Origin of the sequence: Cellulosimicrobium composti, from assembly GCF_009711085.1 — a bacterium.
GTDB lineage: Bacteria > Actinomycetota > Actinomycetes > Actinomycetales > Cellulomonadaceae > Cellulosimicrobium > Cellulosimicrobium composti.
The window spans coordinates 1-13,064 of sequence record NZ_WMKA01000001.1 but is presented as its reverse complement, the minus strand read 5'-3'; the positions used below and the strand labels follow the sequence as shown (position 1 = coordinate 13,064).

The 13,064-nt window shown below is 75.1% G+C and carries 12 protein-coding genes and 1 tRNA gene; 9 read left to right on the top strand and 4 right to left on the bottom strand.

What is annotated here, in order from left to right; translation table 11 throughout:
• Positions 1-133: 133 nt before the first annotated feature.
• From GJV82_RS00065 to GJV82_RS00050, 4 genes are all read right to left on the bottom strand, one after another.
• Complete coding sequence (locus tag GJV82_RS00065; protein ID WP_024841198.1) at positions 134-1,342, bottom strand: ABC transporter permease; 1,209 nt, start codon at positions 1,340-1,342, stop codon at positions 134-136.
• Entirely contained in the window at positions 1,339-2,298 is a 960-nt protein-coding gene (locus GJV82_RS00060; RefSeq protein WP_155097815.1) for an ABC transporter ATP-binding protein, read from the bottom strand. The genes GJV82_RS00065 and GJV82_RS00060 overlap by 4 nt, the downstream gene beginning before the upstream one ends.
• Positions 2,299-2,414: 116 nt before the next feature.
• The gene (locus GJV82_RS00055; protein ID WP_024841196.1) at positions 2,415-3,104 is read right to left on the bottom strand and encodes a hypothetical protein; all 690 of its coding nucleotides are present in this window, start codon (positions 3,102-3,104) and stop codon (positions 2,415-2,417) included.
• A gap of 111 nt (positions 3,105-3,215) precedes the next feature.
• Positions 3,216-3,818 (bottom strand): TetR/AcrR family transcriptional regulator, encoded by a 603-nt coding sequence (locus GJV82_RS00050; protein WP_024841195.1) that lies wholly within the window; start codon positions 3,816-3,818, stop codon positions 3,216-3,218.
• 164 nt (positions 3,819-3,982) lie between these two features.
• On the opposite strand from GJV82_RS00050, the gene GJV82_RS00045 reads away from it, so the two are divergent.
• The 9 genes from GJV82_RS00045 to GJV82_RS00005 form a co-directional block, all read left to right on the top strand.
• Positions 3,983-4,054 (top strand) — tRNA-Gln (locus tag GJV82_RS00045).
• 30 nt (positions 4,055-4,084) lie between these two features.
• Positions 4,085-5,764, top strand: a complete 1,680-nt coding sequence (gene glmU / locus GJV82_RS00040; RefSeq protein ID WP_051471767.1) for a bifunctional UDP-N-acetylglucosamine diphosphorylase/glucosamine-1-phosphate N-acetyltransferase GlmU — start codon at positions 4,085-4,087, stop codon at positions 5,762-5,764.
• A 68-nt stretch (positions 5,765-5,832) separates the two neighbouring features.
• Positions 5,833-6,816: a ribose-phosphate diphosphokinase gene (locus tag GJV82_RS00035; protein WP_024841193.1), complete on the top strand. Its 984-nt coding sequence runs from the start codon at positions 5,833-5,835 to the stop codon at positions 6,814-6,816.
• 202 nt (positions 6,817-7,018) lie between these two features.
• Positions 7,019-7,630 (top strand): SIMPL domain-containing protein, encoded by a 612-nt coding sequence (locus GJV82_RS00030; protein WP_034604696.1) that lies wholly within the window; start codon positions 7,019-7,021, stop codon positions 7,628-7,630.
• A 130-nt stretch (positions 7,631-7,760) separates the two neighbouring features.
• Positions 7,761-8,468: a GOLPH3/VPS74 family protein gene (locus tag GJV82_RS00025; RefSeq protein ID WP_024841191.1), complete on the top strand. Its 708-nt coding sequence runs from the start codon at positions 7,761-7,763 to the stop codon at positions 8,466-8,468.
• A gap of 307 nt (positions 8,469-8,775) precedes the next feature.
• Complete coding sequence (locus GJV82_RS00020) at positions 8,776-9,384, top strand: 50S ribosomal protein L25/general stress protein Ctc (RefSeq protein WP_024841190.1); 609 nt, start codon at positions 8,776-8,778, stop codon at positions 9,382-9,384.
• A 142-nt stretch (positions 9,385-9,526) separates the two neighbouring features.
• A complete protein-coding gene (gene pth, locus GJV82_RS00015; protein WP_024841189.1) occupies positions 9,527-10,129 on the top strand; it encodes an aminoacyl-tRNA hydrolase in 603 nt (200 codons plus the stop codon).
• Positions 10,130-10,241: 112 nt separating this feature from the next.
• The gene (locus GJV82_RS00010) at positions 10,242-11,408 is read left to right on the top strand and encodes a glycosyltransferase (protein WP_024841188.1); all 1,167 of its coding nucleotides are present in this window, start codon (positions 10,242-10,244) and stop codon (positions 11,406-11,408) included.
• Positions 11,405-13,064 (top strand): polysaccharide biosynthesis tyrosine autokinase (locus tag GJV82_RS00005; RefSeq protein ID WP_155097813.1); only part of this gene is annotated, 1,660 nt, incomplete at its 3' end. The genes GJV82_RS00010 and GJV82_RS00005, both read left to right, overlap by 4 nt.

Here is a 13,064-nt window from a genome sequence, read left to right as displayed (position 1 = left end):
CGAGAGGGTACTCGATGTGTCTCGACGTCAAGACTCTTGACGGGCCCCGGTCAACTCCGGCGCGCCGAGCATGCGGTTCCGGAGCGTCCGACGATCAGGACGCTCCGGAACCGCATGCTCGGCGTGGGGGTGATCAGGCGGCGCGCAGGGCGTCCTTGAGCCTGACGCGCGCGCCGGTGCGCAGGACCGCGTTGGAGTAGATCTTCGCGGCGAGCCACACGAGCACCGGGACGACGGCGACGGACAGGCCCAGGGCGAGGAGCGCCTCCCACGTCTCGGCGCTGCCGAGCGCGATGCGCACGGGCATGAGCAGCGGCGAGCACAGCGGCACGTACGACAGCCACACCACGAGCGGGTTGTCCGGGGCCCACGGCGCGACGGAGACGCCCACGATGTACGGCACGACCATGAGGAACGTGACGGGGGTCGTGACGGCGCCGACGTCCTCCTGGCGCGAGACGAGCGCGCCGAGCCCGGCCATGAGCAGCGCGTAGCTGACGAACCCGACGACGAACCACACGAGGGCCCATACGGCCGCGGTCCCCAGGTCGATCGTCGAGGTGTCCACGAGGCCCAGCCCGAGCGCCGTGCCGACGCCCGCGACCACGACGAGCGCGACCTGCCCGAGCCCGACGAGGCCGATGCCGAGCACCTTGCCCGCCATGAGCTGCCACGGCCGGACCGTGGAGAGCAGGAGCTCGACGACGCGGCTCGTCTTCTCCTCCACGACGCCCTGCGCGATGAGCTGGCCGCTGATCATGATGGCCATGAAGAGCAGGATCCCGGTGACGAGGCCCGTGATGTAGCGCGCGGGGTCGAACTCGCTGGGCTCGCCGATCGTGCGGACGGTCGGCTCGGCGGTCGCGATGTCACCCGCGACCTGGGCCGGGTCGCCGCCGAGGTCCGCGACGGCGTCGGACAGCGCGGTCTGCTGGGCGAGCGTCGTGAAGACGGCCGTGAGCCCGGGCGAGAGCTCGGTGTCCACGACGACGGTCGGGTCGTCCGCCGTCCCCGTGACGAGCGCGGCGAGGTCGCCGTCGCGCACCTGGGCCTCGCCCGCGGCGTCGTCGGCGACGTCGACCGTCTCGACCTCGGTCCCGAGCGTGCTGCCCGTGGCCGTGATCGGCTCCGCGAGCGCCGCCGTCTGCGGCGTGACGCCCACGCGCTCGGCGGTCGGGCCGGACGAGCTCGCGGCGTTGAGCACGACGCCGCCGAGCACGACCGCGGCGACGAGGATCACCGTCAGCCACACGAAGGACCTCGAGTGCAGCCGCGTCATGATCTCGCGGCCGGCGACGAGGCGGATCGCGCCCCAGGACGTCAGCGTGGTCCCCGTGCTCATGCCCCCACCTCCACGGTCTCCGCGGCCTCGCCGGCCGGCTTCTCCTCGGCGCTCACGACGTCGCGGTACAGCTCGGTGAGCGACGGCCGCACGAGCGCGAACTCGTGCACGGGGCCGGCCGCGAGCGCGGCGCGCAGCACGGCCTGCTCGCGCCCGCTCGTCCCGTCGACGCCGCCCGCGGACGTGAGCTCGACGACCGTGCGCGACCCCTCGAGGCTCACGGCCCGCGCGTCGGGCACGGCGCCGATCCACGTCGCTCCCGGCGGCCCGTCCACGACCCAGCGCTCGTGCTCCGTGCGGCGCAGCTCGTCGATCGTGCCGACCTCGACCATCGCGCCGTCCTTGATGATGCCGACGCGGTCGCACAGCCGTTCCACGAGGTCGAGCTGGTGGGACGAGAACACGACGGGCACGCCCGCGTCGGCGCGGTCGCGCAGCACGCCGCTCATGACGTCGACGGCGACCGGGTCGAGGCCGCTGAACGGCTCGTCGAGCACGAGCAGCTCGGGGTCGTGCGTGAGCGCCGCGGCGAGCTGGACGCGCTGCTGGTTGCCGAGCGAGAGCTTCTGCACCTCGTCGCCGCGGCGGGCGTCGACGCCGAGCGTCGCGGTCCAGCGCTCCATCGCGTCCTTGGCGTCGGCCGCGGAGAGGCCGTGCAGCCGCGCGAGGTAGACGAGCTGCTCGCCCACCTTCATGCGCGGGTACAGGCCGCGCTCCTCGGGCATGTAGCCGATGCGCCGTCGTGCGGCGAGGTCGATCGGCCGCCCGTCCCAGCGCACCTCGCCCGCGTCCTCGGCGAGGACGCCGAGCACGATGCGCATCGTCGTGGTCTTGCCGGCCCCGTTGGAGCCGACGAAGCCGAAGATCTCGCCGGCGCGCACGTCGAACGACGTCCCCCGCAGGGCACGGACGTCGCCGTAGGACTTGGTCAGCGAGTCGATCTCAAGAGTCGCCATGCGTCTCACACAACCACGCGGCCGGGCGGGCGGCACGGGACAGATGTCACGTCCTGCCCGTGCGGACGGCGGGGGCTTGGCCCGCCGAGGTCGGTGGCCGGCGCTGCGAGGGGCGGTCAGCCCCGGTGCTCGTCGGGCACGCGCGGGAGCGGCGAGCGCGCGGCGCGCACCGTGATCCGCAGCATCGCCGCGGTCGCGTGGTCGACGTCCGCGACGTCGTCGCGGCGGACGGCGTCGAGCGCGGCCCACAGGAGCTCGCGCGCGATCGCGGCCTCGCGCTCGTCGAGGCGCCCCGAGACCGACTCGACGGCGCTCATCGCGACGAGCACGCGCATGCCCGCGGACGTGGGCGGCGCGACGCGCACGCGCCGGATCTCGATCGCGTCGCGCAGGGCGCGGCGCTCGACGCGCGTGAGCCGGGGCCCGGCGGCCGCGTGCACGAGCGCGCGCGTCAGCAGCAGGGCGCCCGCACCGAGGACCGCGGCGGCGAGGACGAGCGGCGCGGGCGCGAGGTCCCGGCCCAGGACGAGCACCGCGAGCGCGACGAGCGCACCCGCGACGACGCCCGGACGCAGCCCGTCGACCGCGGCACGCCGGGCCGCGTGCCGGCGCACCCGGTCGAGCTCGCGCGGCGTCAGCCCGGGCACGAGCACGTCGGTCCGCTGGACGATCCGTTCCGGCGTCCCGGCGACGGCGCCCTGCAGGCAGCGCGCCGTCGTCCACGTCGAGTAGCCCCAGACCGTGGGACGGATCTCGTCCCGGCAGTCGTGCGGCGTGCGGTCGGTCGACCGGTCGTGCCCGTGCATGAGGTGCCCCGCCCTTCGTCGAGCTCGTGCTTCCGAGGGAGAGACGGGCACGCCGTGCCGCCATGACGCGGTTTCTCCCGTGGTCTTCGCCCGGGTGCCGGGCGCCGTCCGTCAGCGCTTCGTCGTGATGAGGTGCGGGCGCTTCTCCATGTCGGCGAGGCCGTTCCACGCCAGGTTGACGAGGTGCGCCGCGACCTCCGACTTCTTGGGGGAGCGCGCGTCGAGCCAGTACTGGCCGGTCAGCGCGACCATGCCCACGAGCATCTGCGCGTAGATCGGCGCGACCTTGGGGTCGAGCCCGCGAGACTTGAACTGGTCCGCGAGGAGGTGCTCGACCTGCGTCGCGACGTCGCCGATGAGGCTCGAGAACGTGCCGGTCGCCTGCGCGACGGGGGAGTCTCGGACGAGGATGCGGAACCCGTCCTCCGACGTCTCGATGTACGTCAGGAGCGCGAGAGCGGTGCGCTCCAGCAGCACCTTGGGGTGGCCGCCCTCGTCGAGCGCCCCGGACAGCGCGGCGGTCAGCGCCTGCACCTCGCGGTCCACCACGACGGCGTAGATACCCTCCTTGCCCCCGAAGTGCTCGTAGACGACGGGCTTGGACACCTCGGCGCGCGCCGCGATCTCCTCGACGCTCGTGCCCTCGAACCCCTTCTCCGCGAACAGGCCGCGGCTCACGGCGAGCAGCTGCTCGCGCCGCTGGCTCGCGGTCATGCGGGAACGGGGGGTACGTCTGGGCTCGGCCACGAGGACCATCATGCCGTGAAGCCGGGCGCGAGCGTCGCCGCGCAGGGGGACCGACCTGGCAGACTGTTCCCGGACCCACCCCGCCCGTCGCGGCCCGGGAACGCACCGGGCGCGGTCGACGCCGGGTCCGTTCCGCCTTGGTGTAATCGGCAGCACAAGGGTTTTTGGTGCCCTTGGTCCAGGTTCGAGTCCTGGGGGCGGAGCTCGTGCCACCGATCCCGAGGGGAACACCCATGGAAGCTCAGCAGGGAACCGACACCACGGTCGCCCCCGCTGCCGTGATCGTCCTCGCCGCCGGCGAGGGGACGCGGATGAAGTCGTCCACCCCCAAGATGCTCCACACGCTCGCGGGCCGCAGCCTGCTCGGGCACGTGCTCGTCGCCGCGCGCTCGCTCGACCCGGCGCTCCTCGCCGTCGTCGTGCGCCACGAGCGCGACCGGGTGGCCGAGCACGCGGTGACGGTCGACCCGGCCGCCGTGGTCGTCGACCAGGACGAGATCCCCGGGACGGGGCGCGCGGTGCAGTGCGCGCTCGCCGCGCTCGACGCCAAGGCCCACGCGCAGGCGCTCCTGCGGGGCGTGCCCGACGGCGAGGAGGGCCGCGGCGTCGGCGACGGCCTCGAGGGGCCCGTGGTCGTCACCGCGGGCGACACGCCCCTGCTCGACGGCGGGACGCTCGCCCAGCTCCTCGCGGCGCACGTCGCGGACGGCAACGCCGTGACGATGCTGACGACGGAGCTCGAGGACGCGACCGGCTACGGGCGCGTCGTGCGCGACGCCGCGACGGGCGACGTGCTGCGCATCGTCGAGCACAAGGACGCGTCGGCCGACGAGCTCGCGATCCGCGAGATCAACGCCTCGATCTACGTGTTCGACGCCGCGGTCCTGCGCCGCGGGCTGGCCACGCTCGGGCGCGACAACGCGCAGGGCGAGGTCTACCTCACGGACGTCGTCGCGGCGGCGCGCGCCGAGGGCGGGGTCGTGCGGGCGCTCGTCTCCGACGACCCGACGGTCGTCGAGGGTGTCAACGACCGCGTCCAGCTCGCGACGCTGCGCGCCGAGCTCAACCGCCGCCTGCTCGAGGACTGGATGCGCGAGGGCGTGACCGTCGTCGACCCGGCCACGACGTGGGTCGACGTCGACGTCGAGCTCGCACGCGACGTCACCCTGCTCCCGGGCACGCAGCTCCACGGCGCGACGGTCGTCGGCGAGGGCGCGACGATCGGCCCGGACACGACGCTCACGGACACCGAGGTCGGCGCCGGTGCGACGGTGACGCGCACGCACGGCAGCCTCGCCGTCCTCGGCGCGGGGACCACGGTCGGGCCGTTCGCGTACTTGCGCCCGGGCACGGTGCTCGGCGCGAAGGGCAAGATCGGCACGTTCGTCGAGACGAAGAACGCGGAGATCGGCGAGGGCTCCAAGATCCCGCACCTGTCCTACGTGGGCGACGCCACGATCGGCGAGCACACGAACATCGGTGCCGCGTCGGTCACCGTCAACTACGACGGCGTCCACAAGCACCGCACGGTGATCGGCTCGCACGCGCGCACCGGCGCGGACAACATGTTCGTCGCGCCCGTGACCGTCGGCGACGGCGCGTACACCGCGGCCGGGTCCGTGATCCGCCGGGACGTGCCGGCGGGCGCGCTCGGCGTCAGCGGCGGCCCGCAGCGCAACATCGAGGGCTGGGTCGAGCGCCGCCGTCCCGGGACCGCGGCGGCCGAGGCGGCCGCGGCCGCGCGCGCGACGGACCCCGAGGTGCCGCCGCTCGGCGCCCAGGCGCAGGCGCAGCTCGCCGACCAGAGCGCCGCGGCGACCGCCGAGCGCCCCACCCCGCCGCCGCCCGGCCCCGAGCTCGAGCACACGCTCGAGGCGCTGCGTGGCACCCGACCCACCACCACGGCAGACTGACCGCGAACCGGCCGGACCTCCTCAGACCACCCCCGCACCCGGAAACACCACCGAAGGAACCCACAGGTATGAGCAGCACGATCGCCGGAAACGGGGAGAAGTCCCTCGTCCTCGCCTCGGGGCGCGCGCACCCCGAGCTCGCCAACGACGTCGCGCGGGAGCTGGGCATCGACCTGCTCCCGACGACCGCGTACGACTTCGCGAACGGCGAGATCTACGTCCGGTTCGGGGAGTCGGTGCGCGGCTCGGACGTCTTCATCCTCCAGAGCCACACCGCCCCGATCAACCAGTGGATCATGGAGCAGCTGCTCATGGTCGACGCGGCCAAGCGCGCGTCGGCGCGCACCATCACGGTCGTGCAGCCGTTCTACGGCTACGCGCGCCAGGACAAGAAGCACCGCGGCCGCGAGCCGATCTCGGCCCGCCTCATGTCCGACCTGTTCACCGCCGCGGGCGCCGACCGCCTCATGAGCGTCGACCTGCACGCCGCGCAGACGCAGGGCTTCTTCGACGGCCCGGTGGACCACCTGTGGGCCATGCCGATCCTCACCGACTACGTGCGCTCGCGCGTCGACACGTCGAACGTCACGGTCGTCTCGCCCGACGCGGGCCGCATCCGCGTCGCCGAGCAGTGGGCTGCGAAGCTCGGGGGCGGGCCGCTCGCGTTCGTCCACAAGACGCGTGACGTCACGCGCCCGAACCAGGCCGTCGCGAACCGCGTCGTCGGCGACGTCGAGGGCCGCGACTGCGTGCTCGTCGACGACCTCATCGACACCGGCGGCACCATCGCCGAGGCGGTGCGGGTCATCCTCGCCGCGGGCGCGCGCTCCGTCATCGTCGCGGCGACGCACGGCGTGCTGTCCGACCCCGCGGCGCAGCGCCTGTCCGAGTGCGGGGCGAGCGAGGTCGTCATCACCGACACCCTGCCGATCGCCGCGGAGAAGCAGTTCCCGCAGCTCACCGTGCTCTCCATCGCGCCGCTCATCGCGCGCGCGATCCGCGAGGTGTTCGACGACGGGTCCGTCACCTCGCTCTTCGACGGCAACAGCTGACGCCACGCGTCACCGTCACGCCCCGCCGCGCACGACCGCGCGGCGGGGCGTCGTCGTCTGCGCGCGCGAACCGCACGACCCGGGACGCCGGCGGACGGGCGACCAGGGCGGCCGCGACCCGGGCGGCACGACGACGGGCGGCCGCGTAGCGTGGGCGCGTCGCCGGCGCGTGCCGTCGACACACCGACGACGTGGAGGCGGGATGAGCACCTCGGGAGTGACGACCACCGGCCAGGGCGCCGTGACCGCGGCGCCGGACGTCGCCGTCGTCGAGCTGGGGGCCGAGGCGAGCGCGCCGGGCGTCCAGGACGCGCTCGACCGCGCGAACGCGGGCCTCGCCGCCGCGCGGGACGCGCTCGTCGCGGCGGGGGTCGCGCCCGAGGACGTGCGCACGTCGCAGACGTCGACGTGGACCGAGCAGCGCGAGGACGGCCCGCGCACGACGGCGCGGCTCACGCTGCGCGCGACCGTGCGGGACGTCGCGGCGTGCGGCGAGGTCGTCCGCTCGGCGCTGGACGCCGCGGGCCCGGTCGCGCGGCTCGACTCGACGAGCCTCGCCGTGGGCGACCCGGCGCCTCTCGCGGTGGCGGCGCGCGACGCCGCGTTCGCCGACGCGCGGTCGCGCGCCGAGCAGTACGCGCGCCTCGCGGGCCGCTCGCTCGGGCCCGTCGTCGAGATCCGCGAGGACGTCGGCGGGCCGGGACCGGTGCCGCGTGTCCTGGCCGCCAAGGCGGCGAGCGAGGCGCTCGTCGTCGAGCCCGGCACCCAGGAGGTCCGCGCGAGCGTCACGGTCCGCTGGGAGCTCGCGGACTGACCGCGCCTCCCGGGCCCGGGCTTGGTCCGGCCAGCACGCCCCGCGCCCTCGTCGTGGGGGTGCGGGCCGCACGGCCGGGCGATGACATTCCGCACCTGTCCGGGGCGCCACGCCGCCGTAGCGTGGACACATGCTCATCCTCGAGGACTACCTGCTGCTCACGCTCGACGACGTGACCGGGAAGGCCGTCGTCGACGCCTCCTACCGCGAGCAGGTCGCCGCCGGCGCGCTGCTCGTCGAGCTGGCCCTGCTGCGCCGCGCCGATCTCGCCGGGGACGGCGACGGCGGCCGGGTCGGCCGCATCGTCGTGCGGGACCCGTCCCCGACGGGCAACGCCCTCCTCGACGAGGCGCTCGGCGTCGTCCGCGCGCGCGAGGGGTCCAAGCCCAAGGCCCTCGTCGCGCCCCTCGCGCGGCTCAAGCCTGCGGCGCGCGCGATCGCGTCGCTCGCCGAGCGGGGCGTCCTGCGCCGCGAGGAGGGGCGCGTGCTCGGGATCTTCCCGACGACGCGCTGGCCCGCGGCCGACACGCGGCACGAGGACGCCGTGCGCGCCGACCTGCGGCGCGTGCTCGTCGAGGGCGGCGACCCGGACGAGCGCACGGCCGCGCTGGTCGCCGTGCTCTCCGCGACCGGTCAGGCGGGCCGGGTCCTCGCCGCGGGCGGGTCGGGCGGCGGCGAGGAGTGGACCGCCGCCCACCGACGTGCCGCGGACCGGCGGGCGAAGGAGATCGCCCGCCAGAGCTGGGGGAGCGAGGCGGTGCGCGCCTACGTCCAGGAGATCTCCGCGGCGATCGTCGTCGGCGCGTCCGTGGCCGCGACCGCGGCGGCGACGAGCTGACCCGGCGCACGTCGCGCGGGCGGGTTTCGCCGTCCCGGCCCGCCCGGGTACAGTAGTCCGGTTGCCTCGGCGAGGGACGTCTGACGGCCGGCAGCGCTGGACCGGTGAGCACACCGGCGGCGCGGGACCGCGAGTGTCAGCCAGACCTGTTGGATCTCCGTTATCGACTGGGCGGTCGTCCTCCTGCGCGCCCGTCACACGTCCCGCGCCGACGCAGCCGCCCGTCCGGGAGGCCCTCTCACCGTCCGGACAGCCGACCGCTCCCCACTGGCGGCCGGCCCGCAACGTTCTTCCAGGAGTGATCCACGTGTCCGAGATCAAGCTCGTCGCCGAGGCCCGCACCGAGTTCGGCAAGGGTGCCGCCCGCCGTATCCGCCGTGCCGACAAGATCCCCGCGGTCCTCTACGGCCACGGCAGCGACCCGCTGCACGTGACCCTCCCGGGCCACGACACGATGATGGCGCTCAAGCACTCGAACGCGCTGTTCTCGATCGAGCTCGAGGGCAAGGCGCAGCTCGCCATCACCAAGGACGTCCAGCGCGACCCGGTCCGCAACGTCATCGAGCACGTCGACCTGCTCATCGTGAAGAAGGGCGAGAAGGTCGCCGTCGACGTCCCCGTCGTCGTCACCGGCGAGTCCGCCCCCGGCACGATCCACCTCGTCGACCTGCAGACCCTCGCGATCGAGGCCGAGGCGACGCACCTGCCCGAGTCGATCGAGGTCTCCATCGAGGGCCTCGAGGCCGGCTCGCAGGTGCTCGCGGGCGACGTGACGCTCCCGCAGGGCGCGACCCTCACGGCGGACCCGGAGCTCATCGTGGTCTCCGTCACGGAGCCGCAGGCCGAGGCGCTGCCCGAGGACGAGGGCGCCGCCGAGGAGGCCGCCGAGGCTCCCGCCGAGGCCGCCGCCGAGTGACCCTCCCGGTCGTCGGCCGACGCCGCGACCGGACCCCGCGTCGGACGCCCGGTACCGTGACGGTGCCGGGCGTCCGTGCGCCCGCACGATTCCGCGCCCGACCGTCGCTCGGCGCGGGCACCGCACGAAGGACGAGGACGACATGACCGACCAGCCGTGGCTCGTCGTCGGGCTCGGCAACCCCGGGCCGGCGTACGCGGGCAACCGCCACAACCTGGGCCACATGGTCCTCGACGTGCTCGCCGGCCGGGCCGCCGCCCGCTTCGCGCGTCACCCCCGCGCGCAGGCCGCGGTCGCCGAGGCGCGCATCGGCATGCTGCCGGGCGGTCGCCCCGGCCCGCGCGTCGTGCTCGCCAAGCCGACGACGTACATGAACGTCTCGGGCGGCCCCGTCTCCGGGCTCGCGAAGTACTACGGGATCGACCCGGACCACGTCGTCGTGGTCCACGACGAGGTCGACATCCCGTTCGGGAGCGTGAAGCTCAAGATCGGGGGCGGCGAGGGCGGCCACAACGGGCTGCGCGACATCTCGAAGGCGCTCGGCACCCGCGACTACGTGCGGGTCCGCGGCGGCGTGGGCCGCCCCCCGGGCCGTCAGGACACCGCCGACTTCGTGCTCAAGGACTTCAAGGGCACCGAGGCCAAGGAGCTGCCGTTCCTCCTCGACGACGCGGCCGACGCCGTCGAGATGCTGCTCACCGAGGGGCTGCTCGCCGCGCAGGGGAAGTACCACACGAAGGCCTGACGCGACCGCGGCCCGGGACGCCCGTTTTCACCCGGGTGAGGTCCGTTCGTCCCCCTTCCCGGGGGGTGCCGCCCGCCTAGGCTGGTGGTCCTGCGTTCGCGAGGGAGGGCCGATGACCCAGGGTGTCGCGCTCGCGCACGACTACGCGACCCAGCGTGGCGGCGCGGAGCGGGTGGCGCTGCTCCTCGCGGAGGCGTTCCCCGGCTCGCCGATGTACACGACGCTGTACGACCCGGACGGCACGTTCCCGGAGTTCGGCGCGCTCGACCTGCGGACGTCCGCGCTCGACCGCTCGCGCCTGCTCCGCCGCCACCACCGCGCGGCCCTGCCGTTCCTCGCGCCCGCGGTCGACCGGCAGCGCGTCGACGCCGACGTGCTCCTCGCGTCGTCCACGGGCTGGGCGCACGGCTACCGGGGCGCGCGCCGCACCGTCGTCTACTGCCACGCGCCAGCGCGCTGGCTCTACCAGCGCGACCGCTACCTCGGGCCCGCCGAGGGGTCGGCCGCGCACCGGGCCCGGCGGCGCGCCGCCGCCGCGGCGCTCGGCCTGCTGTCCCCGGGGCTCCGCCGCTGGGACGGCGCCGCCGCGCGCCGCGCCGACGTCTACCTCGCGAACTCCACCGTCACGCAGCGCGCGATCCGCGAGGCGTACGGCATCGAGGCGGAGGTGCTCGCGCCGCCGCCCGCGATGCTGCCCGCGGGCGAGGAGCGCCCCCTGCCCGGGGTGGAGCCGGGATTCCTGCTGTGCGTCGCGCGGCTCCTGCCGTACAAGAACGTCGACGTCGTCGTCGCCGCGGCGCAGGCCACGGGGAGGGAGCTCGTCGTCGTCGGCGACGGTCCGGACCGTGCCCGGCTCGAGGCGCAGGCGGCGCAGCGCGGCCGCGTCCACCTCCTCGGCCGTGTCGACGACGCCACGCTGCGGTGGGTGTACCGGCACGCGTCCGCGCTCGTCGCGGCGTCGTACGAGGACTACGGGCTGTCCCCCCTCGAGGCGGGTGCGTTCGGGCGGCCGAGCGTCGTGCTGCGCGACGGCGGGTACCTCGACACCGTCGCGGACGGCGTCACCGGCGTGTTCTTCGACGCACCGCGCGCGGACCTCGTGGCGGACGCCGTCGAGGACGCGCTCTCGCGGTCGTGGGATGATGACGCCGTGGCGGCGCACGTCGCGACGTTCGGCCGGGAGCGGTTCGTCGAGCGGCTGCGCGGCGTCGTCGCGGAGCAGCAGCAGGACCGCACCCTGAGCGCGGGACGACCGGGTGGGGGGAGAGCGCAGGAATGACCATCAGGGAGTTCGTCCGCACCGTCTGGGCGGGCAGGTACTACGTGCTGGCGGCGGTCCTCGTCGTCGTCGCCGGAGCGCTGTTCTACCTCGACCGCCAGGAGACGCAGTACCGCGCGACCGCGACCGTGCAGCTGCACGGCGTGCAGAGCGCGCAGGGCGGCGAGTCCCTGGTCGAGGTCACCGTCAAGACCACCGCCGACGACGTGACGTCGCCCGAGGTCGCGGAGGCCGCGGCGACGGCGCTCGGGGACCCGGCGGCCGCGGACGAGCTCGCGAGCACGGTCAGCGCCGACGTGGACGGGGACAACCGGATGGTCTACGTCTCAGCGACGACGACGGACGAGGCGTGGTCGGTGGAGGTCGCCAACGCGTTCGCGGAGGCGTACGCCGCACAGCTCGTGACGATCCAGGGGAACCAGGCCGCGGAGCTCGAGGCGCGCCGCCAGGCGCTCGCCGACCAGCTCGCGGGCGTCCGGCAGCGGCTCGCCCGCGACGGGGACGACCCGCTCGCGCTCGCGGAGCAGGACATCATCGTCGGCGACTACTCGGCGCTCACGGTGCAGATCAACTCGCTGCGCGGCATCGCCGTCCCGGGCGAGGTCGTCGCCCCCGCGACCGGCGCGGAGGCGCTCGGGCTGTCGCGCGCGACGGTGCTCGCGCTCGCCGTCCTCGTGGGGCTCGTCGCCGGGGTCGGCCTCGCGTTCGGGCGCCGCGGGCTCGACATGCGGGTGCGCAGCGCCGCCGAGTCGACGCGGCTCACCGAGACGCCCGTGCTGGCCGAGCTCTACGGCACGCGCCCGGCCGAGAAGGAGTTCTCCCACACGCACGCGCTCCCCGTCGCGAGCAAGGTCGCGACGCCGTTCACGGAGTCGATCCGGGAGCTGCGGACCGCCGTCCAGGTCTCGACGACGAACATCAAGCACGCGGTCGTCGTGGTGACCGCGGCCGACCCGTCCGCACCACGCTCGTTCATCACCGCGAACCTCGCCGCGTCGTTCGCGCTGAGCGGTCGGCGCACGGTCGCGCTGTCCGGCGACCTGCGGCGCCCCCAGCTCGACCGCATGCTGCCGCCGCCCGACGGGTGGCAAGGGGACGAGCAGGAGCTGCGCCCCACGACCGTGCCCAACCTGCGCGTCATGCCGGTGCCCGAGGAGGAGATGGACCCGGCCGACTTCCTCGCGACGGCGCGCGCCCGACAGCTCGTGCGGAACCTGCGCGACCACGCCGAGGTCGTCGTGGTCGACGCGCCTCCCGTGCTCGCCGCGGCCGACGCGACGATCCTCGGCGGGTACGCGAACGGCGTCGTGCTCATCGCCTCCGCCGGCCGCACCGACCGTGCGGTGCTCGTCGAGGCCGCCGAGCGGCTGCGCGTGAGCAACGTCCCGCTCCTCGGCATCGCGCTCACCGGCGTCACGGGCGACCGCCGCATGCTCTACGCCTCGACGTACGGCGACGCGGCGCAGGCCGCGACGGACGCGGACGGGTCGGCCCACGCGGGGACGTCGGCGGGCGGTGCTCCGGACTCGGCCCCCGCGACCGGGGGGACGGCGTCGGGCACGGAAGCCACGCCGACCGGCGACGCGGCGCCCGCGACGGGTCACGCGGGCCGGACCCGGGCGCGCGGCGGCGAGCGCGAGGTCGCGACGCGGCGCG